The sequence below is a fragment of the Actinacidiphila epipremni genome, assembly GCF_012034175.1.
GTDB lineage: Bacteria > Actinomycetota > Actinomycetes > Streptomycetales > Streptomycetaceae > Actinacidiphila > Actinacidiphila epipremni.
Window position 1 is genome coordinate 45,338 of record NZ_JAATEJ010000039.1, and the last position, 21,537, is coordinate 66,874.

Below are 21,537 nucleotides of genomic sequence, written 5' to 3' on the forward strand. Positions count from 1 at the left end.
CTCCCGGATGAGGCGGGCGCTCTCCCGCGCCCGTGGTGTCACCGTACGAGCGACGGTGGCCGCGGTTCTCGCCGCGGCCACCGCCGCCGGCGCGGCGGGTTGCGCCGCCGCGCCGGCGGGCCCGCCCGCGACGGCCTCCCCGCCGTCGCGGGGGAGTGCGCCGCCGTCCACCGCCGCTCCCACCGGGCCGGCCGACGCGCAGGACCCGCCGACCGATCCGGTCCAGGAGGTGCTGCACCACCTGGCGGGACCGCAGGACGCGCCGGACGCCGCCGGGGTGACCCGGATCGCGTCGGGCACCGGGACCGAGCGCTATTTCTGGGAGACCCGGGGCGGCCGGATGTGCCTGGCCGCGGCGTCCTCGGCCTCGGACTACACCTTCGACTGCGCCGGGCCCACGGCGGCCGAGCGCGACCACCAGCCGGAGCTGCGGGCGCTGTTCGGCCCGGGCGCCGACCTCGGCGCGCACTTCTACCTGGCCTTCCGCATCGGCCACGGCGAGTTGACCTCGCTCACGCTGGCCGGAAAGCCGGTCCAAGCCCGGCCGATCAGGAAGCTCGGCCCCCAAGTCGGCGGCGGGACCGCGTACTTCCTGCCGCTGACGCACTGGCCGGACCACGAGAAGCTCACCGCCACGGTCTCCGTGGACGGCACGAGCAGGACCCTGACCATGGACGTCGATCTGTGACGGGCCACGGTCGCTGACGCGGGAGGGCCGGCCGCCACCGGCCCTCCCGCCCCCTCCGCGCTCACGCACGCCCGGCGTTTACCGGGCTCAGCTGGGCCGGACCGCCCCGGCGAACGGCATCTCACCGATGGGGGCGATCCGCACTGTCGAGCCGGGGTGCGGCGCGTGGATCATCTTGCCGCCGCCGATGTAGATGCCGACATGGCTCACCCCGGAGTAGAAGAACACCAGGTCGCCCGGCTGGAGTTGGCCCCGCGAGACGCGTGTGCCGGCGTTGATCTGCGTATAGGTGGTGCGCGGCAGCGACACGCCCGCGGACTTCCACGCCGCCTGCGTCAGGCCCGAGCAGTCGTACGCGCCGGGGCCCGTCGCGCCCCACACGTAGGGCCGGCCGAGCGCCCGGTAGGCGAAGGCGACGGCCCGGGCGGCGCGCGGGGAGGGCGCGGCCGGGGCGGCGAGCGGCGGGCGGGCGGTGTCGCGGGAGGCGGCGGCCGAGCCGGCCGGCGCGGTGGGGCCGTCGTCAGCGGCGAAGGCCGCCCGCTGGGCCGCGGTGAGGTGGGACAACAGCGCCTGGGCGGCGGCGAGTTTGGCGTTGACGGTGCTGCGCTGCGCGGCGACGGTGGCCTGCGCGTCGCGTAACGCGGCGAGCCGGTCGGTCGCTTGGGCCCGGGTGGCGGCCAGGTCCCGCTGCTGGGCGGCGAGTTGACCGAGGGCCGCGGACTGGCGGGTGCCGGCCTGGGTCATGAGGGCGGCACGCTCCAGGTAGGTGTCGGGGGTGGAGCTGAGCGCGAGCTGGAGCAGCGGATCGACGCCGCCGGTGCGGTACTGCGCGGCGGCGATGGAGCCGAGCGTGTCCCGGGTGGCGTTGACGGCGGCGGCCTTGCGGGCGAGTTCGTCCTGGAGCGCGGTGACCGCGGCGCCGGCCCGGTCGGCCTGCTCCTTGGCGCCGTCGTAGCGCTGGGTGGCCTGCTCGGCCTGCTGGTAGAGGGTCGCGACCTGCGCGCGGGCCTGCTCGGTGGTGAGCTGCGGGTCGGCGTGCCCGGTTTCGCCGAGGAGGCCGACGGAGGCGGCCGAGGCGAGGGCGAGGGTGACACCGACCCGGGCGGGACGTCTGCGGTCGGCGGGACTGTGGGAGGCCATTGCGGCCGTCACTCCTTCTTCCGGGGGACGGCCCGGCGGCGCCTGCACGGGGGAACAGGGCGCCGCCGGGCCTTCGGCGGGGGTGGCCGGTGCCGTCGCGTCGCCGCGCGGCAATGGGGTGTCGGCCACCTGAGGAGCGACGCTAGACCCGCCGGGTGCGCCGCGGGGGCGCACTGACCGGGACTGCCCCCTTTTGCCCGCGGCTGGCCGCTCATGACCGCCGTTCGACGGGTGACCCGCCCGTAAACCGGCACGCGTTGACCGGGTGGCCGGATCCGGACGGGGCGCCCGTACGCCGTGGGTTCCCTCGGTGGGGCGGGTCAGGCGACCCGGCGGGCCGTCGCGAAGGGCATCCAGCTCAGCGGGGCGACCTCGACGAAGGCGCCGGTGTGCGGGGCGTGCACGATCTGGCCGTTGCCCAGGTAGATGCCGACGTGCGACAGGCCCGAGTAGAAGAAGACCAGGTCGCCGGGCTGGAGATCGGCCTTGGAGACCGCTACGCCGTCCTTGGCCTGGTCGTAGGTCGTCCGGCCGATCGTGACGCCCGCCGCCTTGTACGCGGCCTGCGTGAGCCCGGAGCAGTCGTACGAGCCGGGGCCGGTGGCGCCGTACACATACGGCTTGCCGCGCTGCGCGAGGGCGAACTTGATGGCGGCGGCGGCCCGGCCGGTCGCGGGCCCGGAGTAGGTGTAACTGCTCGTGGACGACGAGCCCTTGTCCATGTTCGCGATCTTCGCGCGCTGCTCGGCGTTGAGGCTGTTGAGCAGCTTCTGCGCGGCGGCGAGCTTGTTCTGCACCGTCGTCTTCTGCGCGGCGAGCTGGCTCTGCGCGGTCGTGAGCTGGTTGAGGCTCGCGGTGGCCTGCGCCCGCTGCACGGACGCCTGCTCCTGCTGCGTGCGGAAGGTCTTGAGCGCCTGCGCCTGCGTCGCCGAGAGCTGGTCGAGGGTGTGCGACTGGTCGAGGAACGCCTCGGGGTCGGGGGACAGCAGCAGCTGCACGGTCGGGTCGATGCCGCCGCCGCGGTACTGCTCGTTGGCGAACTGGCCCAGCACCCGGCGGGTGTCGTTCATCTGCTGGGTCTTCTGGGCGACCTGGGCGAGCAGCTGGTTGGTCTTCGCCGCCTGCGTCTTGGTCTTCTCCATCGCCTGGTCGTAATTCTGCGTCGCGACCTCGGCCTGCTGGTTCAGGTCGTCGATCTGCGCCTTCACCTCGGCGATGGAGGGCTTGGCGGGCGCGGCGTTCGCGCTCTCGCTGAGCAGGGTGACCGAGGCCAGGGCCGCCGCGGTGACTCCGACCGCCGCGCGGGGGGCGGTGGTGGCCAGCATGCGCCGGTGCGGCTTGCGGTGCGACGCCACGAAGGCGACTCCTTCCGTGAACCGCCGACCGGGTTAGCTGACGGGTTCGGGCCGGGAAGGTTGGCCCTACGGGTCCGCCGCCTGCGGCGACTTGTCCCGATTCACCCCAACGTGCTTGGTGGGTCCCCGGTTCCGGCCTGGGCCGGATTGAGCGGAGGCGGCGCGCTGCCGGCACTGTCACCGGCGGCGAAACGCGTCGCCTAGCGGGCTACCGTAGCCAAACTCTCCCGTCTCTGGGAAGTTTGGATCGAAACGTGACCGAAATCGCTTTGTGATCTTACGGTTGGTGACCGCTCGGCCGGACGCGGCACCGGCGGCGGCCGGACCGCGGTCGGACGGCGGTCGGACGGCGGCCGGATGGTGGCTCAGTAGGGGCGAACCGCACCGTAGAAGGGCATTTCGGTGATCGGCGCGATCTTCACGACCGTGCCGGTGTGCGGGGCGTGGATCATCTCCCCGCCGCCGATGTAGATCCCGACGTGGCTGTGGTCGCTGTAGAAGAAGATCAGGTCGCCCGGCTGGAGGTTCGACTCCGACACCCTGCTGCCGACGTCGACCTGCTCCCCGGTGGTACGCGGCAGCGTCACGCCGGCCGCCCGGTAGGCCGCCTGCGTCAGGCCCGAGCAGTCCCACGAGTCGGGGCCGGTCGCGCCCCACACGTACGGGTCGCCCAACTGGTCGCGGGCGAAGGCGATCGCCTTGTCGGCGACCGAGGCGTTCACCGGGGTCGTCGTCTTCGACGGGGACGACGCCTGCTGGGCCTGCGCCGCCTTCGCCTTGGCCTTCTCCTGCGCCGCGAGGGCGGCGGCCTTCTTCTTGGCCTCCGCCTCCTGCTGGGCCTCCAGCGCCGCGAGCCGCGCCTTCTCCTGCGCGGTGAGGCTGTTGAGCAGCTTCTGCGCCGCGCCGAGCTTGGTCTGCACATCGGCCTTGGCGGCCTTCAGCTGCGCCTGCTGCGTGGTCAGCGTCGCCAGCGACTTGGCCGCCTCGATGCGCTTCTGCGTCGCGGCGGCCTGCTGCACCCGGTAGTTCTCGACCGCCGCCTTCTGCCGCTTGCCGAACAGCGCGGTCAGGTGCCGCGCGTCGAGCAGGTCCTGCGGGCTGGAGGCGAGCAGCAGGTTCGCCGTCGAGTCGTCGCCGCCGGCGCGGTACTGCGCCGCCGCGAACTGCCCGAGCAGCCGCCGCGAGTCATTGAGGTCCTGCGTCTTCTGGGCGGCCTGGGTGAGCAGTTGGTTGACGGTGGCGTTCTGCCGGGTCACCTTCTCCTTCGCCCCGTTGTACGTCTCGGTGGCGACCTCCGCGTCATGCGTGAGCGCGTCCACCTTCGCCTTGACCTCGGCGATGGACGGCTGCGCGGCCGGGCTCTGGGGCGCGGCGCTCGCGGCCTCGGAGAACAGCGTCACGGTCGCCAGCGCGGCCGTCGTCAGCCCCACGGCCGTACGCGGCCCCGGGGCGCTGAGTATCGCGGTACGGGACTTACGGTGTGTCGCCATGCCGGGCGCACTCCTTTCGGACGGCTGCCTGGTGCGGCACCGTAGCCGTGCCGCGCCGCCGGGGGAAGGCCGGTGTCCGGTTGGTGCCGATACCTTTTCGTAATCAATTCCGCCGGCCGTCCGAATGTCACCGAGCGTGCCGGCCGCGGTACGGCCGGGTGTGCGCGCCGGCGCCCACGGGCCCCGTACGGGCGCAGGACACCCGCCCGCCGGCCGCGTACGGGTGCGGGACGCGGAAGCCGGCCGTGGCTGTCGGTGGGAACACCTAGACTCGGGAGGCGATGAGCAGCCTCTTTGACGACGACTTCCTGCCCGGTCTGCACGTGGCGCCGGAACCGGCCGACCCCGACGCGCCGCCGCCCCCGGACGACCCGGAGTACGGCGGCGCACCGGCCCGGGAACGGGACGCGTACTACCGCGACGGTGCCCCGCGCCCGGCCACCGACCCCGCGCAGCTCCTCGAAGGGCTCAACGAGCAGCAGCGTGCCGCCGTGGAGCACTCCGGCGGGCCGCTGCTCATCGTCGCGGGCGCCGGCTCCGGCAAGACCCGGGTGCTCACCCACCGCATCGCCCACCTGCTCGCCGCGCGCGACGTCCACCCCGGCGCGATCCTCGCGATCACCTTCACCAACAAGGCCGCCGGCGAGATGAAGGAGCGCGTGGAGGCCCTGGTGGGCCCGCGCGCCAAGGCCATGTGGGTGTCCACCTTCCACAGCGCGTGCGTGCGCATCCTGCGCCGCGAGTCGAAGGTCCTCGGCTTCACCTCGTCCTTCTCGATCTACGACGCGGCCGACTCCAAGCGCCTGATGGCCCTGGTCTGCCGGGACCTGGACCTCGACCCGAAGCAGTTCCCGCCGAAGTCCTTCAGCGCGAAGATCTCCAACCTCAAGAACGAGCTGGTGGACGAGGAGACCTTCGCCGGGCAGGCGGAGAATCCGTTCGAGAAGAAGCTCGCCGAGGCGTACGCGCTCTACCAGGCGCGGCTGCGCGAGGCCAACGCGCTGGACTTCGACGACATCATCATGACCACGGTCAACCTGCTCCAGGCGTTCCCGGACGTCGCCGAGCACTACCGGCGGCGCTTCCGGCACGTCCTGGTCGACGAGTACCAGGACACCAACCACGCGCAGTACACCCTGGTGCGCGAGCTCGTCGGCACCGGCGAGTCCGCCGGAGCCGACGGCCCGGCGGCCACCCCCATGGCCGAGCTGTGCGTGGTCGGTGACGCCGACCAGTCGATCTACGCCTTCCGCGGCGCCACGATCCGCAACATCCTCCAGTTCGAGGAGGACTACCCGCAGGCCCGCACGATCCTGCTGGAGCAGAACTACCGCTCCACGCAGAACATCCTGTCCGCCGCCAACGCCGTCATCGAGCGCAACGCCGGGCGGCGCGCGAAGAACCTGTGGACGCAGTCCGGCGACGGCCCGGTCATCGTCGGCTACACCGCCGACCAGGAGCACGACGAGGCGCAGTTCGTCGCCGACGAGATAGACCGCCTCACCGACGCCGGCGACGCCCGCCCCGGCGACGTCGCCGTCTTCTACCGCACCAACGCGCAGTCCCGGGTCTTCGAGGAGGTCTTCATCCGGGTCGGGCTGCCGTACAAGGTCGTCGGCGGCGTCCGCTTCTACGAGCGGCGCGAGGTCCGGGACGTGCTCGCGTACCTGCGCGTGCTGGCCAACCCCGAGGACGCCGTCCCGCTGCGCCGGATCCTCAACGTGCCCAAGCGCGGCATCGGCGAGCGCGCCGAGGCGATGATCGACGCGCTCGCGCTGCGCGAGAAGGTCTCCTTCGCCGCCGCCCTGCGCCGGGTCGACGAGGCGTACGGGATGGCGGCCCGCTCGGCGAACGCGGTCAAGCGGTTCAACACGCTGATGGACGAGCTGCGCACCGTCGTCGAGTCCGGCGCCGGCCCCGCGGTGGTGCTGGAGGCGGTGCTGGAGCGCACCGGCTACCTCGCCGAGTTGCAGGCGTCGACCGACCCGCAGGACGAGACGCGGGTCGAGAACCTCCAGGAACTGGCCGCGGTGGCACTGGAGTTCGAGCAGGAGCAGGGTGAGGGGGAGCCCGGCTCGCTCGCCGAGTTCCTGGAGCGGGTGGCGCTGGTCGCCGACTCCGACCAGATCCCCGACGACGACGAGGACAACGGCGGCGTCATCACCCTCATGACGCTGCACACCGCCAAGGGCCTGGAGTTCCCGGTGGTCTTCCTCACCGGCATGGAGGACGGCGTCTTCCCGCACATGCGGGCGCTGGGCGAGGTCAAGGAGCTGGAGGAGGAGCGGCGGCTGGCGTACGTGGGCATCACGCGCGCCCGCGAACGGCTCTACCTGACCCGGTCGATGATGCGCAGCGCGTGGGGCCAGCCCGCGTACAACCCGCCCTCGCGCTTCCTGGAGGAGATCCCGGCCGCCCTGATCGACTGGAAGCGCACCGGCTCCGACGCGAAGGGCTTCGGCGGCGGGGGCGGCAGCGCGGCCTCCAAGGCGGCGGCGTCGCTCTCCTCGACGCTGGGCTCCGGTACCGGCGCCGGGCGGCGCGGCGCGGGCGGCTTCGCGACCCGGCGGGGGGCGGGCGACCGCCCGGTCATCTCGCTCAAGGTCGGCGACCGGGTCACGCACGACCAGTTCGGCCTCGGCACGGTCATCTCGGTCACCGGGCAGCCCGGTGACGAGAAGGCGACGATCGACTTCGGCGACGAGCGCCCCAAGCAGCTGCTGCTGCGGTACGCGCCGGTGGAGAAGCTGTAGCCGCGGCCGGCGCGGCTACCGCCGCTACCGCGGGTCGAGGCCGTGCTTGAGGAGCCAGGGCAGCGGGTCGATCGGTGACCCGCCGTTCGGGCGGACCTCCAGATGGAGGTGCGGTCCCGTGGTGTTGCCGGTGTTGCCGGAGTAGGCGATGACCGTGCCGGCCTTGACCTTGCCGCTGCGGATCTTGGTGCTGCTCAGGTGGCAGTACCAGGTCTCCGTGCCGTCCGGCGCGGTGACGATGGCCATGTTGCCGTAGGAGCTGTTCCACTGCGTGCGGACCGTGCCGTCCGTCACCGCCATCACCGGCGTGCCGACGACCACGGGGAAGTCGATACCGGTGTGCAGCGCCATCCAGTTGACGCCGGCCTGCCCGAAGTACGCGCTGAGGCCGTGCTGCTTGACCGGCAGCACGAACTTCGGCCGCAGCGCCTCCTTGCGGGCGGCGGCCTCAGCGGCGGCCTTCTTGGCCGCCTCCTGCCGGTCCTTGAGGTCGATGCGCTCCTGCGTACGGCTCGCCCGGTCGGCGAAGTCGTCGGCGTCCGCGCTCACCCCGGCGAGCTGCCGGTCGAGCTGGGTGGTCGGGGCGGTGCCGCCGGCCGCGTCGGTGTGCGCGCCGCCGGAGTCCTGCGCCACGCCGACGCCGGTCACGGCCGCCGCGCCGACCGCCGCGACGCCCATCACCGCGACGGACGGCACGGCCACGGTGAGCAGCGCCGAGCGCTTGGCGGGCTTGCGGCGCCGGCTGCGGGCGGTGGGCAGGCCGGGCTCGTCGCCGTCGGCGGCGTAGTCGTGCCGCTCGGCGAAGGCGGGGTCAGGCTCGGGGGCGAGGCCGGGCGTGTCGAGGCCGAGGGCGTCAAGGGCGTCGAGGTCGGCGAGCTCGTCGAGGCCGGCGGGGGCGTCGGGGCCGACCGGGTCGGCGTACGGCTCGGCGGCCTGCGGGTAGGCGTCGTAGCCGTGGGCCGCGTACGGGTCCTGGTCCTGCTGCGGCTGCGGGTAGCCCTGCGGCTGCTGCTCGTAGCCTTGCGCGTACTGCTGCTGCGGCGGGAACTGCTCGTAGATCCCGGTGTCGCCGCTCGTGTCGTACCCGTAGCCGTAGGCCGGGTAGGCGCCGGAGTCCCAGTCCTGCTGCGGGTAGGTCCCGGTCTGCTCCGGGGCCGCGGGCTGCTGCTGGTAGCCGGTGAACTGCGAGGCGTCGTACGTACCGGTGTCGTAGTACGTGGCGCCAGCCGGATAGCCGTACGGGTCGTAGCTCTGCTGCTGCCCGAGGTCGTAGCTGCAGCCGGTGCCGTAGCTCACGCCCTGGGCCGGGGTGTGGCCGGTCTGCGGGTCGTAGCCATAGGACGCGTCCTGCTGCGGGATCGCGGAGTACGCGCCCGTCGCGGTGTCGTCCGCGAATGCGGTGCCGGCAGCCGGGTATCCGCCCTGGGAATAGGCGTCGTACGCGTAGGCACCGTAGTCGGGGACGTAACCCGACGGATGACGTTCGTTCACCGCCAGCTTCTCTTTCGCCTCGGCAGCAGGAGAATTAGCGGTGACTGTAGCCGCCGGTGGGGGACCGGGACAATCTCTGCCCGAAGCGTGACGTCCGCCTTGCCCGGTGTTCGGTCGATATTCGACCGTTATGTGTCCGTTATGCGGCCTCGATCGCGGGCCGCAGCGGGCCGCCGCCGGACAGGGCGCGGCGGACCTCGCCGAGCACCGAGCCGTGCACCGGCAGCGACAGATGGCCGACCCCGCTGACCTTGACGTTCTCCGCCGGCAGGTCCGGATGGTCGAGCCGGGCGGACTCCACCGGGATCATCAGCGGGTCCAGGTCGCTCCAGAAGGCCACACAGCGGGTGCGGCAGCCGGCCGCCGGACCGTCCAGCTCCTTCAGCACGTCCGAGCCGGGCCGCATCTGCCGGATGATCGGGTGCGGCGCGAGCGCCGGGACCGCGCGGGTGCCGGCGTGCGGTGTGCCCAGCGTGACCAGGGTCCGTATCCGCGTGTCGCCGCCCAGGCACTGCACGTAATAGCGGGCGATGAGGCCGCCGAGGCTGTGCCCCACGATGTCGATCCGGCGCCGGCCGCTGTCGTGGCAGACCTCCTCGACATGCCGGCCCAGCAGCTCGGCGGCGGTGCGGATGTCGCCGATGAGCGGGGAGTAGTTCAGCGCCTGGACCTGCGTCCAGCCGTGCTCGCGCAGGTGGCGGCGCAGTACGGCGAAGGTCGAGCGGTTGTCGACGAAGCCGTGCAGCAGCAGGACCGGGGGGTGGGCGGCGGCGGTGTGCCGCAGATGTTCGCGCTCGGGGAGGATGCCGGTGGGGTAGAACACCAGGTGGCCCGCGAGGACCGCCAGATCCAGCGCGGTGGCCCGGGCCAATCCCACGCCGTGCCACAGCCGGCTCCCGGCGCCGCCCGGGGAGTCCTTCGCTTCCTGCGCGTCCTGCCCGCGCGCGTCCTTGCCTGCTCTCGACGACCGGTCGGCCATGGCCCACCTCCCGTCGCGACCCGCGGTCCGCGTCGACCCCGGGCGCCTCGCGGGCTCCGGGCGGCCCGGGCGTGTCGCTGTGCCCGTCGCGGCCGGCCGCGGCCCGACCTTGCGGGGAATGTGCCCCACTGTGTGATTTCCCCCTCGGTGCCTCCGTAAAACTGACGCCCGCCGGAGGGGGGAGATAACGTTCGTTCACACGGTTCGCGCACAGTGCAGTCCACGGACCTGCGAGGCATGGAGGCAGAGATGGGTGTGTCCGGTCCGATCCGCGTGGTCGTCGCCAAGCCGGGGCTCGACGGCCACGACCGCGGGGCCAAGGTCATCGCCCGGGCCCTCAGGGATGCCGGCATGGAGGTCATCTACACGGGCCTGCACCAGACGCCCGAGCAGGTCGTCGACACCGCGATCCAGGAGGACGCCGACGCGATCGGGCTGTCCATTCTCTCCGGCGCGCACATGACACTTTTCGCGAAGGTCGTGGAACTGCTCAAGGACCGCGACGCCGCCGACATCAAGGTCTTCGGCGGCGGCATCATCCCCGAGGCGGACATCCCGCCGCTCAAGGCGCTGGGCGTCGCGGCGATCTTCACGCCCGGCACGCCGACCGGCGACGTCGTGGAATGGGTCCACGCGAATGTGGCCCGCGCCGCCTGACGACTGCTTTCTGACGCTGGGTGATTCATAACTGACGGTGCGTCGCCCGGGTGCCCGTTTTCGTGCCGGCGTCAATACGGGTTTCATATGGGGCGCAAAGGGACGGCCGTCCCTGAGCGCCCTCCCGCTATTACGAATCTGTTTGTATTTTCAGCCCACTTCGTGTCCCGGCGCGCCGTAACGTACTGCCCGGCGCTGCTGCCACGCCCGCTCGGTGCCGCACCCGCAGGGCGTACGCACGAGGGGGAAATGCGATGACTTCCGACGGTGGCTCCGGCTCCGGTGGCAGTGGCTTCGGCGGCGGTGTGTTCGGCGGCGGGACCGGCGGCGGGGGCGGGCTCACCAGTTCCGCGGCCGACAAGAAACGCGCGGCCACGTACATGGAGCAGCACCAGCTGCCGAACACCCGCTCGGCCGGCGCCATGGACGAGGGCGGCGCCGGCGCGGCCGTCGGCAGCACGTCCTTCCCGCCCAGCTCCGGGCCGCCCGTCTACGGGCCCTTCCCGCTCACGCCCGCCCAGCCCGCCGGCACGCCCGACACCGGGCTCACCGGCCTCACGCACTGGGCCACCGACGCCGGCCTCGCGACGGCCATGGGCACCTGGCGCGGCCAGGTCGCCCGGCTCATGACCCGGCTGGAGGGCGAACTCGGCGCGCTGCGCGCCACCAACACCCTCTTCACCGGCAACGACCTGCTCACCGGCGCCCAGATCCGGTCCGTCCCGCCGGGCCTGCCCCTCCCGCCCGGCTCGCCCCTCCAGCCCGGCCTGCCCGACCTCACCAGCCGCGTCGGCGACCTCTGAGCGCGGGGAGGACGGAGCGACCATGACGCTGACCTACCACGACGTGATGACCGCCGACCTGTCGCCGCTGCTGGACGCCGCCGGCGTGTGGCAGAAGATGGGCGAGCGCTTCGGCGTCCTGCAGACCGACTACCGCAAGAACGTCCAGGGCGCCCTGGCCGGCGGCGGCTGGACCGGCCTGGCCTTCGACGCCCAGCAGGCCGGCGCGCAGGCCACCGCGTACGAATACGGCGCCGCGCAGACCGAGGCGCTGGCGATCGCCAACATCCTGCGCGAGGGCCACACCGAACTCGCCGCCCGGCAGAAGCACGTCAAGGACCTCGTCGCCGACGCGCAGGCCAACGACTTCGCGGTGGACGGCTCCGGGGTCGTCACCTACGTCGGCTTCGACAAGCTCACCGACAAGGAGCGGTTCGCCTACCGGCACGACCCGGACTACCCGCGCCTGGTCGCGGAGTACGACCAGGCCGCGCGGGAGCGCACCACCGACATCCGCAACGCCGTGCAGGCCGTCGACGACTCCGACCAGGGCGTCAAGCTCGCCCTCGTCGGCGCGGCCACCGACCTCTCGCCCGACGGCAGCGGCGTCGGCGGCTTCAACGGGCAGGCCGACGGCGACCCGCTGCACGCCGGCGGCGCGGGCGGCGACGGCCAGAAGACGAAGACCGACGGCTGGCACGGCGACGGCTCCTTCACCTTCCTCGGCCCCAACGCCGGCTTCTCCGTCACCGGCGGCCCCAAGTACGGCAAGCAGGGCTCCGTCAAGGCGTTCGCCGACCTCTTCCACCTCACCGCGCAGGGCACGCTCACCAACGGCCACCTCAAGCTCTCCGGTATCGCCGACGCCAACCTCGGCGAGCGGGTCTCGGCGAACTGGGGCTTCTCCGACAAGGGCGTCAAGGCGCAGGTCGAGGCGTCCGAGGGGCTGCGGGCGCTCGCCGAGGGGCGGGCCGAATACCGCGACGTCGGCGTCTACGGGCGGGCCACCGGCTTCGCCGGCGCCGAGGGGTCCGGCAACCTCCAGGCCGGCAAGGAGGGCTTCAAGGCCAGCGCGAAGTATTTCGTCGGGGCCAAGGGCGGGGTCGCCGGCGGTACCGAGGTCGGCGGCATCGGCGTGGGTTTCAACGCCGAGGGCTGGGCAGGCGAGGGCGGCGAGGCCAAGGTCGTCTTCGGCAAGGACGACACGGACGGCAAGTGGCACTTCGGGGCGGAGGTCGGCGCGGCCGACCTGATCGGCGGCGACCTCGGCTTCGAGTTCACCGTCGACCCGCACAAGGTCGCCGACGCGGCCGGTGACGTCGCCGACGCGGCCGGCAAGGCGGCGCACGGCATCGGGCACGCGGCGAGCGACGCCGGGCACGCGCTCAGCTCGGTGGGGAAGGGGATCGGCAGCCTGTTCTGACCGCCGGGGCGCAACTGCCCTCCGGTACGGGGGCCGCCGGACCGCTGCCGAGCCCGCCGGACCGGCGCGGGTGCTGCCGTTCCGCCGCCGCCCTGCCGCCGGCCCGGCGCGGACGCTGCCCCCCGCCGTGCTTTGCCGACCTGCCGGCCCGGCGCCGACCCGGTGCCGGTGCCGGTGCCGTCGCCGTCACCGGTGCCGTAAGGAGATGATCGACCCATGCCCACGACACTTCCGCTGCCGATCGAGCTCGAACTCCCCGACGACTGGCGGGCCGTGCCGCCCGACGAGGCCGGTGCGCCCGGTGTCGCCTTCGCCGCCGTCCACCCCGGGGCGGACGACGGCTTCACCGCCAACATCACCGTCGACGGCGACATACCGCCCGAGGACGCCACCCTCGACGACATCGCCGACGGCTCCGTGGAGCGGATGCGCGAGGTCGCCGGCTCGGTCGTGCTGACCGAGCGGCAGGCGGCCGGCACCGCCGACGTGCCCGCGCTCACCCAGCAGCTCTCCTTCACCGCGCTCGCCGGCGGCGTCCGGCACGCGCTGCTCCAGACACAGGTCTACCTCGCGCTGACCGACGCCAAGGACCCGCACCGGCGGGCCGTCATCCGCCTCGCGCTCACCGCGACCGCCGCGCAGCACGACGAGGTGCTGCCCGACTTCCAGGACGTCGTCCGCAGCGTCCGCCCCGACACCCGCCCGCCGCGCCCCGCGGCCGGCGGCCCGAACTAGGCTGCCGCCGTGAGCCCTTCCCGCAGCTCCGACAGCCCGCCGGCACCGCAGCCCGGCGTGCCGCCCCGCCCCCCGGCCGAGGTGCGCGCCGCGCTGCTCGCCCTCGACCGGCCCGGCACCCCGTGCACCGTCCGCGACGGCGGGCCCGAAGGCGTCGACGTCGTCGCGGAGTTCGTGCTCGTCAAGCTCACCAAGGACGGCCTCTTCGGTCGCCGCCAATACTGCGAGTCCTTTCAGGTCCAGCTGCGCCTGGTGCCCGAGTCGTACGAGGTCCGTGCGGTGGACGTCCACACGGAATACACCCTGAGCGGCGACAAGCCCCGGCGCCGCACCACCTCCCGCTCCCGCGGCCAGCTCCGCAAGAAGCTCGTGGGCTACGAGTTCACGCCCGGCACGCGCGAGCGCCGCGAGACCTACCGCTTCGACAGCCACGACCTCAAGGCCGCGCTCCAGCACGCCGTCGCCGCCGGCGGCTGGACCTGGCACCCGGTGACCTTCGGCCGGCTCTGACCGCACCGGCCGCGATGCCACCGGCTGCGACCGCGCCGGCCGCGGGGGCCGGGCAGCGGCGTACGGCGCCGGCCCAGGGCGCCGGGTGCCAGGTGCCGACATGGGCGGGCGGCCCGGGCGCGCCCGCCGGGTCAGCTCGCGCGGGCGCGGGGCCCGGGGGTCTCGGGGGTCTCGGGGGTCGCGGGGCGGAGCTCGGCCAGCATCGTGGCGCGCAGCCGCAGCGTGCCGCCCAGGCGCTGGAAGGCCTCGCGCCAGTACGCCGCCGCGCCCGGCGGGGCGGTGTCCGCCGGGGGCTCCTCGCCGGCGCCGGCCAGCACGGCTATCTGCTCGGCGTCCGCCGGGTCGAGGCAGCGCTCGGCCAGGCCCATCACCCCGCTGAAGCTCCAGGGGTAACTGCCCGCGTCCCGCGCGATGTCCAGCGCGTCCACCACGGCCCGGCCGAGCGGCGCGGCCCACGGCACCGCGCACGCGCCGAGCATCTGGAACGCCTCGGACAGGCCGTGCGCCGCGATGAACGCCGCGACCCACTCCGCCCGCTCCCGCGCCGGCAGGATCGACAGCAGCTTCGCCGGGTCGCCCACCGGGACGACCTGCGCCGCGGGCAGCGGCGGCGGGCCCAGCAGCGCCCGCGCCCAGGCCGCGTCCCGCTGCCGCACGGCGGCCCTGCACCACGCCGCGTGCAGATCGGGCTGCCAGTCGTCCAGCACCGGCAGCCCGATGATCTGCTCGGGCGTGCGGCCCCCGAACCGCGCCGGCCAGGTCGCCAGCGGCGCCGCGTCCACCAACTGGCCCAGCCACCACGCCCGCTCCCCGCGCCCGTTCGGCGGGCGCGGCGCCACCCCGTCGCGCTCCATCGCCGCGTCGCACTCGTACGGCGCCTCCACCACGATGCCCTCGGGCCCGAGCGACACACAGCTGCGGGCCCGCGCCGCCATCCGCGCGGCCAGCGCGGACTCCGGCAGCGCCGACAGCAACTCCGCCGCCGTCGCCCGTACGTTACGGCTGCGGTCGCTCAACGCCTGCTCCAGGAACGGCTCGTCCGCCGCCGAAAGGCCGGTCCGCAGCGAGTCCAGGAACATCAGCCGGTCCTCGGCCCGCTCGCTCTTCCACGTGGCCGCCAGCAGCGCCAGCCCGGTCGCCGGATCGGTCGTCCGCAGCCGGGCCAGCAGCGCGACCCGCTCGGCGAACAGCCCCTCCTCCCACAGCCGCGCCGCCTCCTCCTGGTCGTCCGCGTCCGGCAGTTCGGGGCCCGGCACCGCCCCGGCGCCGGCCCGCAGCGCATACGCCCAGTCCGGATTCAGCTCCGCCAGCCACCGCCCGCGCGGGCCCGCGAAGGCCAGCGCGTCGGCCCGCAGGTCGGTACGGGCCCGCGCCGCGTCCAGCAACGCCGGCAGCAGCTCGGGCGGCGGCGCGTACCCCGCCCGGCGGGCCGCCGCCAGCCACTGCGGCAGCAGCTCCGCGAGATTCGGCGCCGCCCCGCGCCGGTTCCCGCCGGCCGCGCCGCCCCCGGCACGGTCCGCCAGCAGCATCCCCAGCCGCCGCCGCGCGGCCTCGGGCAGCGCCGGCCGCCGGTCCTGCGCCGCCGGCTTCGGCCGCGCCCCGGGCACCCCCGGCCGTATCCCCGCCCGGCGCCGCACCACCCCGGCCGCCGCGGCGTCCAGCAGCCCCGCCGCCGCCTCGCCCGCGTCCCCCACCACCCCGAACGGCCGCCGCCGCTCCGTCCCGAGCAGCGCACTTCCCACGAGGTCGTCCCACCCCGCACCCATGAGCGTCCCTCCTCCCGGGGCCACGGCCCCTTGAGCTGTCGGGTGTCCGAACACATCCCGTCCCCCCGCCCGGCGGTACACCACCGTCCACTCGCCCTCCGACCCGTCCGCCCGTCCGCCCCCACCGTCCGCCCGCCGTCCGGGCCCGCGCCCCGGCGGTACGGCAGGGTCCGCCCGGCCCGTCCGCCACCGTTCCGGAGGCCCGTTCGCCTTTCCCGTCGGCGCCCGGCCGCCTCCACCGTCTGCCCGCCGCCCGACCCGTACGCCCGGCGGTACGTCACCGTCCGCCCGCCGCCCCGGCGGCCCATCCGCCGAGGCCCCGCGCCCTACACCGCCAGCGGCGCCGGGGAAGCCCCCGACCAGGCAGCCAGTGGGCGCAGGCCCGACGGGCCGACCTCGGCGAAGAGTGTGACCGGGTGGCCGCCCGATATCGCCGCCAGCCGCCAGTAGCGGTCCGCGCCGGTGAGCGGCGCGGCCTCCTGCGCGGTGGCGTCGGCCACCTGCCAGTGGTCCTGCGCCGGCAGCGGCACGACGTCCGTGAGCAGCACCGGATAGCCGTCCAGCCACGGGTCGTCCGCGATCGCCGCCCCGTACGCGTCGAGCGCCGCGCCCACCGAGCCGCCGCGCGGCACACCCTCGGGCCCGCTCGTGCCGAAGACCGTGCCCAGCACCGCACGCAGCGGCACCGCCGCCGGGTGGTAGGCCAGCTCCGCGTCCAGCACCGAACCCACCGGGAGCGTCAGCTCCGGGGCCCGGCCCGCGGCGCCGTACGAGAGCAGCAGCGCGAACCGCGCGGACTCCTCGTCGTACAGCCATATCCGGCGGGTCGTCAGCCGCTCGTCCGCCGTGTCGTACTGCGCGAGGACCAGCCACCGGCCGCGCACGCGCGGGCCCGACAGCAGCTCCGCCGAATCCACCGTGAAGCCGATCCTCGTCCGCACCGTCTCGGCCAGCGGCGGCGGAAGGCGCTCGCGGCCCAGGAAACCGCGGGCCAGCAGATGCAGCAGGCCGGTCTCCTCCAGCATCCGCGACGGCCAGTCGCCCCCCGTCACCGGAACGGAGCCCAGCGCCCGGACCCGGGCCGCCAGGCCCGGCGCCTGCGCGTCCACCATCCGGGCCGCGATCTCGTCCCACGGCTGGTAGCCCGCGCGGTCCGCGCCCGCGAGGCCGCCCCGCAGCAGGTCCGTCAGCCGCTGCTCCAGCTCCACCGCTCCCCCTTCCACCCGCACCGCCCGCCGCTCGGCGCGTCTGCGCGCCGCCTCCGCCCCCGGCGGCGCGGGCTCCGGCTCCTCCTGCGCGCCCGGACGCGCCCCGGCCGCTTCCGCCTTCTTCGCGCGGGCCGCGAGCCACTGCTCGGCCCACTCCGGCGGCACCGCCCCCGCCGGGACCGCCCCGGCCTCACCGGCCGCCCACAGTAAAAGCAGCCCCAGCGTGTGCTTGCACGGGAACTTCCGGCTCGGGCACGAGCAGGAGAACGCGGGCCCGCGCAGATCGACGACCGTCTGATACGGCCGGCTGCCGCTGCCCGCGCACAACCCCCACACCGCGTGCGCGGACGCGCCCGCGCCCGACCACGCCGCACGCGCCGCGAGCCGCGCGCCCGCCGTGCGTGACGCGGCGTCGGGCGCGAGCGCGAGGACCTGATCGGCCGTCCAGGCAAGCTCCGTCTCCTCCATGCCGACCACGCTAGAGCCACCCTCTGACAATCGCCCTGACCTGCGCGGATAGCGCGCTGTGACGGATTGTCAGTGGTGCGGTGCACAGTGGAGGAAGCACGGACCGAGGGGGTCCGTTCGACGAGTGGGGGAGAGCCATGACCGCTACGACGAGCGCCGCGGCCGGCGCCGAGCAGGCCCCGCGCCCGCCCGCCGGAGGGGCCCTGCGCCCGCACGCCGAGCAGGACTTCGCGGCCGAGCTGGCCGCGCTCGCCGCCGCCGACGACCGCCCGCGCCCGCCGCGCTGGAAGCTCTCGCCGTGGGCGGTCGCGACCTACCTGCTCGGCGGCACGCTCCCGGACGGCACGGCGGTGACCCCCAAATACGTGGGCCCGCGCCGGATCGTCGAGGTCGCCGTCACGACGCTGGCGACCGACCGGGCGCTGCTGCTGCTCGGCGTGCCCGGCACGGCGAAGACGTGGGTGTCGGAGCATCTGGCCGCCGCGGTCAGCGGCGACTCCACGCTGCTCGTGCAGGGCACGGCCGGCACCCCGGAGGAGGCGATCCGCTACGGCTGGAACTACGCGCAGCTGCTCACCCACGGCCCGACGCGGGAGGCGCTGGTGCCCAGCCCCGTGATGCGGGCGATGGCGGAGGGCCGGCTCGCGCGCGTGGAGGAGCTGACGCGCATCCCGGCCGACGTGCAGGACACCCTCATCACCATCCTGTCCGAGAAGACGCTGCCGATCCCCGAGCTGGGCACGGAGCAGCAGGCCGTACGCGGCTTCAACCTCATCGCGACGGCCAACGACCGCGACCGCGGGGTCAACGACCTGTCGAGCGCGCTGCGCCGCCGCTTCAACACGGTGGTGCTGCCGCTGCCCGCCTCCGCGGAGGAGGAGGTGGAGATCGTCGCCCGCCGGGTCGCCCAGCTCGGCCGCGCGCTCGACCTGCCGGCCGCCCCGCGCGGCGCCGACGAGATCCGCCGGGTCGTCACCGTCTTCCGCGAGCTGCGCGCCGGCATCACGGAGGACGGCCGCACCAAGCTCAAGTCCCCCTCCGGGACGCTGTCCACTGCGGAGGCGATCTCCGTCGTGACCAGTGGCCTCGCCCTGGCCGCGCACTTCGGCGACGGGGTGCTGCGCGCGGGCGACATCGCCGCCGGCATCCTCGGCGCGGTCGTCCGCGACCCGGCGGCCGACCGGCTGATCTGGCAGGAGTATCTGGAGACCGTTGTCCGCGAGCGCGAGGGCTGGAAGGACTTCTACCGGGCCTGCCGCGAGGTGACGTCATGAGCCCGGCCCTGCGCGTCGGGGCCGCACGGGACGCTGCCGCCGCCGGGGAGGTGGCGCGGGCGGCGGGGGAGTCCGCGCAGGACGTGGTGCTGCTGGGGGTGCGGCACCACGGGCCCGGGTCGGCGCGGGCGGTGCTCGCGGCGCTGGAGGCGTATCGGCCGCAGGCCGTGCTGATCGAGGGGCCGCCGGAGGCCGACGCGCTGGCGGCGCTGGCCGCCGATCCGGCGATGCGCCCGCCGGTCGCGCTGCTCTCCCATGTGGTGGACGACCCCGCGCGCGCCGCCTTCTGGCCCTTCGCGGAGTTCTCCCCGGAGTGGGCCGCCCTGCGCTGGGCCCTGGCCGCGGGCGCCGAGGTGCGCTTCATCGACCTGCCGGCCGCGACGAGCCTGGCCCTCCTGCCGAGCCCGGAGGAGCTGGTCCTCGCCGAGGGCCCCGCGGCGCCGGACGCCGACCCGCCCGGGGAGTCCGGGGAGCCCGGGGAGCCCGGGGAGGAGGCGCGGGTCGACCCGCTGGCCGTACTGGCGCGGACCGCGGGGTACGACGACCCGGAGCGGTGGTGGGAGGACGCCGTGGAGCACCGGGGCGAGGAAGGCGGCGATCCCCTCGCGCCGTTCGCCGCGCTCGCCGAGGCCATGGCGGAGGTCCGGGCCGTCCACGGCGACGGCGGGCATCCCCGCGACCCGGCGCGCGAAGCGCATATGCGGCTCAAGGTGCGTGAGGCGCGCCGGGCGCACGAGCGGACGGCGGTGGTGTGCGGGGCCTGGCACGTACCGGCGCTCGCCGGGCGCACGGCGGTCGCGGCGGACCGGCAACTGCTCAAGGGCCTGCCCAAGGCGAAGGTCGAGACGACGTGGGTGCCGTGGACGCACCGCCGGCTGGCCCGCGCGAGCGGGTACGGCGCGGGGATCGACTCGCCGGGCTGGTACCGGCATCTGTTCACCGCGCCGGACAGACCGGTGACGCGGTGGATGACGAAGGTCGCCGGCCTGCTGCGGGAGGAGGACCTGCCGGTGTCGTCCGCGCATGTCATCGAGGCCGTACGGCTCGCCGAGACGCTCGCGGCGATGCGCGGTCGCCCGCTCGCCGGCCTCGGCGAGGCGACCGACGCAGTGCGGGCCGTGATGTGCGACGGCTCCGACGTGCCGATGGCGCTGATCCGGGACCGGCTGGTCGTCGGGGACGTGCTCGGCGAGGTCCCGCCGGACGCGCCCGCCGTGCCGCTGGCCCGCGACCTGGCCCGGCAGCAGCGGGCGCTGCGGCTCAGGCCGGAGGCGCTGGAGCGGCATCTGGAGCTGGACCTGCGCAAGGACACCGACGCCGCCCGCAGCCGGCTGCTGCACCGGCTGGCGCTGCTCGGCATCGGCTGGGGCGAGCCGGCCGGCAGCCGGGAGAGCAAGGGCACCTTCCGGGAGGACTGGCGGCTGCGGTGGGAGCCGGAACTGGCGGTGCGGGTCGCGGAGGCCGGCGTGTGGGGCACGACGGTGGCGTCCGCTGCGGCGGCCCGGGCGGCGGACGCCGCCACACACGCCACGACACTGGCCGAGGTCACGGCGACGGCCGAGAGCTGCCTGCTGGCGGGGCTCGCGGACGCCCTGCCGGTGGTGATGCGGGCGCTGGCGGACCGCGCGGCGCTGGACACGGACGTGGCGCACCTGGCGGCGGCGCTGCCCGCGCTGGTGCGGGCGGTGCGGTACGGCGACGTGCGCGGTACGGACGCGGGCGCGCTCGGCAAGGTCGCCGAGGGGCTGGCGCTGCGGATCTGCGTCGGGCTGCCGCCGGCCTGCACGGGGCTGGACGCGGACGGCGCGGCGCAGATGCGCGGGCATGTCGAGGGGGTGCACCGCGCGGTCGCGCTGCTGCCCGACCCGGCGCTGCGCGACCGCTGGGCCGCGGCGCTGCGGGGCCTTGCCGAACGCGGCGACCGCCCGGGCGGGGCCCCCGGCGGCATCCCCGGCCTGCTGCGCGGCGCCGCCGCCCGGCTGCTGCTGGACGACGGCCGGCTCGACGCGGCGCAGGTCGCCCGGCTGATGGGCCTGGCCCTGTCGCCGGGCACGCCCCCGGCGGAGGCGGCCGGGTGGGTCGAGGGCTTCCTCGCCGGCGGCGGCATGCTGCTGGTCCACGACCAGAAGCTGCTGGCGCTGCTGGACGGCTGGATCTGCGGGGTGCCGCCCGCGGCCTTCACGGACGTGCTGCCGCTGCTGCGCCGGACGTTCGCCGAGTTCGACCCGGGCGTCCGCCGCACGGTCGGCGAACTCGTCCGCCGCGCCCCGTCCCTCGCCGCCCACCCCGCACCCCGCCCCACCGACCCGGGCCTCCCCGGCTTCGCCCCCACCCTCGACCCGACCCGCGCAGAGGCCGCAACCCACACCGTCCGCCTCCTGCTCGGCACCACCACGACAACGGACCTCGTCACCCGAGGCGATGGGGGAGCGCAAGATGACTGACACCCGCGGCGCCGACCGCGTCCAGCAGGCCACCGATGCCTCCGGCATCCGCGTTGCGGCAGGCGACGCTGCGGGCCGCTTCGGCCGCGCGCGGCCGGCGGCGCCTGCGGAGAGCGCGGGGCATGTGTCGGTCGGCCGCCTGCCGCTGCCCGGCGATGCCTCCGGCATCCGCGTTGCGGCAGGCGACACTGCGGGCCGTTCCGGCCGCGCGCGGCCGGCGGCATCGGGCGCCGGCACACCGGTGCACCCCGACGCCGGCCCGGACGGCGGCACGCCGGTGCGTCCCGACGCCGGCCCCGGGGCCGTCCCGGGTGGCGCGCCCTCGGCCCGCCGCGCCGGAGGCGCAGAGCGGTTGCGGCGGTGGCGGCTTGTGC

Annotated in this window: 16 protein-coding genes, 1 pseudogene and 1 riboswitch; of the genes and pseudogenes, 10 read left to right on the forward strand and 7 right to left on the reverse strand. The window is 75.0% G+C overall.

Going from position 1 to position 21,537, the window contains the following annotated elements:
• Window positions 1-55 precede the first annotated feature (55 nt).
• Window positions 56-688, forward strand: coding sequence for a hypothetical protein (locus HCN08_RS32440; protein ID WP_167986903.1), 633 nt, complete (start codon window positions 56-58; stop codon window positions 686-688).
• An 87-nt stretch (window positions 689-775) separates the two neighbouring features.
• Here the strand turns inward: HCN08_RS32440 and HCN08_RS32445 are convergent, their stop codons facing one another.
• The 3 genes from HCN08_RS32445 to HCN08_RS32455 form a co-directional block, all read right to left on the reverse strand.
• Entirely contained in the window at window positions 776-1,828 is a 1,053-nt protein-coding gene (locus HCN08_RS32445) for a C40 family peptidase (protein ID WP_167986904.1), read from the reverse strand.
• A gap of 320 nt (window positions 1,829-2,148) precedes the next feature.
• A complete protein-coding gene (locus HCN08_RS32450) occupies window positions 2,149-3,183 on the reverse strand; it encodes a C40 family peptidase (RefSeq protein ID WP_167986905.1) in 1,035 nt (344 codons plus the stop codon).
• 7 nt (window positions 3,184-3,190) lie between these two features.
• Window positions 3,191-3,347: riboswitch (cyclic di-AMP (ydaO/yuaA leader) on the reverse strand.
• A 201-nt stretch (window positions 3,348-3,548) separates the two neighbouring features.
• Complete coding sequence (locus HCN08_RS32455; RefSeq protein ID WP_167986906.1) at window positions 3,549-4,673, reverse strand: C40 family peptidase; 1,125 nt, start codon at window positions 4,671-4,673, stop codon at window positions 3,549-3,551.
• 281 nt (window positions 4,674-4,954) lie between these two features.
• Here HCN08_RS32455 and pcrA point away from each other — a divergent pair, with 281 nt between their 5' ends.
• Window positions 4,955-7,426 carry a DNA helicase PcrA gene (gene pcrA, locus HCN08_RS32460; protein WP_167986907.1) on the forward strand — a complete coding sequence of 824 codons (2,472 nt, stop codon included), beginning with the start codon at window positions 4,955-4,957 and terminating at the stop codon, window positions 7,424-7,426.
• A gap of 24 nt (window positions 7,427-7,450) precedes the next feature.
• On the opposite strand, the gene HCN08_RS35910 is transcribed toward pcrA, so the two are convergent.
• Together HCN08_RS35910 and HCN08_RS32470 are read right to left on the reverse strand one after the other, a co-directional pair.
• The gene (locus HCN08_RS35910; RefSeq protein WP_322974814.1) at window positions 7,451-8,917 is read right to left on the reverse strand and encodes a M23 family metallopeptidase; all 1,467 of its coding nucleotides are present in this window, start codon (window positions 8,915-8,917) and stop codon (window positions 7,451-7,453) included.
• A gap of 139 nt (window positions 8,918-9,056) precedes the next feature.
• The gene (locus HCN08_RS32470; protein ID WP_167986908.1) at window positions 9,057-9,896 is read right to left on the reverse strand and encodes an esterase/lipase family protein; all 840 of its coding nucleotides are present in this window, start codon (window positions 9,894-9,896) and stop codon (window positions 9,057-9,059) included.
• A gap of 249 nt (window positions 9,897-10,145) precedes the next feature.
• On the opposite strand from HCN08_RS32470, the gene HCN08_RS32475 reads away from it, so the two are divergent.
• The 5 genes from HCN08_RS32475 to HCN08_RS32495 all read left to right on the forward strand — a co-directional run bounded on the left by HCN08_RS32475 (window position 10,146) and on the right by HCN08_RS32495 (window position 14,003).
• The gene (locus HCN08_RS32475) at window positions 10,146-10,553 is read left to right on the forward strand and encodes a cobalamin B12-binding domain-containing protein (protein ID WP_167986909.1); all 408 of its coding nucleotides are present in this window, start codon (window positions 10,146-10,148) and stop codon (window positions 10,551-10,553) included.
• A 254-nt stretch (window positions 10,554-10,807) separates the two neighbouring features.
• Window positions 10,808-11,356: a hypothetical protein gene (locus HCN08_RS32480; protein ID WP_206319512.1), complete on the forward strand. Its 549-nt coding sequence runs from the start codon at window positions 10,808-10,810 to the stop codon at window positions 11,354-11,356.
• A 22-nt stretch (window positions 11,357-11,378) separates the two neighbouring features.
• Window positions 11,379-12,758 carry a hypothetical protein gene (locus HCN08_RS32485; protein ID WP_206319513.1) on the forward strand — a complete coding sequence of 460 codons (1,380 nt, stop codon included), beginning with the start codon at window positions 11,379-11,381 and terminating at the stop codon, window positions 12,756-12,758.
• 216 nt (window positions 12,759-12,974) lie between these two features.
• Window positions 12,975-13,493, forward strand: coding sequence for a DUF1795 domain-containing protein (locus HCN08_RS32490; RefSeq protein ID WP_167986910.1), 519 nt, complete (start codon window positions 12,975-12,977; stop codon window positions 13,491-13,493).
• Window positions 13,494-13,502: 9 nt separating this feature from the next.
• Window positions 13,503-14,003, forward strand: a complete 501-nt coding sequence (locus HCN08_RS32495) for a hypothetical protein (RefSeq protein WP_167986911.1) — start codon at window positions 13,503-13,505, stop codon at window positions 14,001-14,003.
• Window positions 14,004-14,134: 131 nt separating this feature from the next.
• On the opposite strand, the gene HCN08_RS32500 is transcribed toward HCN08_RS32495, so the two are convergent.
• Together HCN08_RS32500 and HCN08_RS32505 are read right to left on the reverse strand one after the other, a co-directional pair.
• Window positions 14,135-15,769 carry a DUF5691 domain-containing protein gene (locus HCN08_RS32500; RefSeq protein ID WP_167986912.1) on the reverse strand — a complete coding sequence of 545 codons (1,635 nt, stop codon included), beginning with the start codon at window positions 15,767-15,769 and terminating at the stop codon, window positions 14,135-14,137.
• A gap of 326 nt (window positions 15,770-16,095) precedes the next feature.
• Complete coding sequence (locus HCN08_RS32505; protein ID WP_167986913.1) at window positions 16,096-17,445, reverse strand: SWIM zinc finger family protein; 1,350 nt, start codon at window positions 17,443-17,445, stop codon at window positions 16,096-16,098.
• A 137-nt stretch (window positions 17,446-17,582) separates the two neighbouring features.
• On the opposite strand from HCN08_RS32505, the gene HCN08_RS32510 reads away from it, so the two are divergent.
• The 3 genes and pseudogenes from HCN08_RS32510 to HCN08_RS34915 all read left to right on the forward strand — a co-directional run.
• The gene (locus HCN08_RS32510) at window positions 17,583-18,719 is read left to right on the forward strand and encodes an ATP-binding protein (RefSeq protein ID WP_240970654.1); all 1,137 of its coding nucleotides are present in this window, start codon (window positions 17,583-17,585) and stop codon (window positions 18,717-18,719) included.
• Window positions 18,716-21,163 carry a DUF5682 family protein gene (locus tag HCN08_RS32515; RefSeq protein ID WP_240970656.1) on the forward strand — a complete coding sequence of 816 codons (2,448 nt, stop codon included), beginning with the start codon at window positions 18,716-18,718 and terminating at the stop codon, window positions 21,161-21,163. The genes HCN08_RS32510 and HCN08_RS32515 overlap by 4 nt, the downstream gene beginning before the upstream one ends.
• Window positions 21,141-21,537 (forward strand): annotated as a pseudogene (locus tag HCN08_RS34915) (hypothetical protein); the annotation flags it as partial. The gene HCN08_RS32515 and the pseudogene HCN08_RS34915, both read left to right, overlap by 23 nt.

What these genes read in the sequence shown, in the direction of transcription:
- HCN08_RS32445 (WP_167986904.1), bottom strand. Translation starts at nt 1,828, where the DNA reads ATGGCCTCCCACAGTCCCGCCGACCGCAGACGTCCCGCCCGGGTCGGT.
- HCN08_RS32455 (WP_167986906.1), bottom strand. Translation starts at nt 4,673, where the DNA reads ATGGCGACACACCGTAAGTCCCGTACCGCGATACTCAGCGCCCCGGGG.
- pcrA (WP_167986907.1), top strand. Translation starts at nt 4,955, where the DNA reads ATGAGCAGCCTCTTTGACGACGACTTCCTGCCCGGTCTGCACGTGGCG.
- HCN08_RS32470 (WP_167986908.1), bottom strand. Translation starts at nt 9,896, where the DNA reads ATGGCCGACCGGTCGTCGAGAGCAGGCAAGGACGCGCGCGGGCAGGAC.
- HCN08_RS32475 (WP_167986909.1), top strand. Translation starts at nt 10,146, where the DNA reads ATGGGTGTGTCCGGTCCGATCCGCGTGGTCGTCGCCAAGCCGGGGCTC.
- HCN08_RS32480 (WP_206319512.1), top strand. Translation starts at nt 10,808, where the DNA reads ATGACTTCCGACGGTGGCTCCGGCTCCGGTGGCAGTGGCTTCGGCGGC.
- HCN08_RS32485 (WP_206319513.1), top strand. Translation starts at nt 11,379, where the DNA reads ATGACGCTGACCTACCACGACGTGATGACCGCCGACCTGTCGCCGCTG.
- HCN08_RS32490 (WP_167986910.1), top strand. Translation starts at nt 12,975, where the DNA reads ATGCCCACGACACTTCCGCTGCCGATCGAGCTCGAACTCCCCGACGAC.
- HCN08_RS32500 (WP_167986912.1), bottom strand. Translation starts at nt 15,769, where the DNA reads ATGGGTGCGGGGTGGGACGACCTCGTGGGAAGTGCGCTGCTCGGGACG.
- HCN08_RS32505 (WP_167986913.1), bottom strand. Translation starts at nt 17,445, where the DNA reads ATGGAGGAGACGGAGCTTGCCTGGACGGCCGATCAGGTCCTCGCGCTC.
- HCN08_RS32510 (WP_240970654.1), top strand. Translation starts at nt 17,583, where the DNA reads ATGACCGCTACGACGAGCGCCGCGGCCGGCGCCGAGCAGGCCCCGCGC.
- HCN08_RS32515 (WP_240970656.1), top strand. Translation starts at nt 18,716, where the DNA reads ATGAGCCCGGCCCTGCGCGTCGGGGCCGCACGGGACGCTGCCGCCGCC.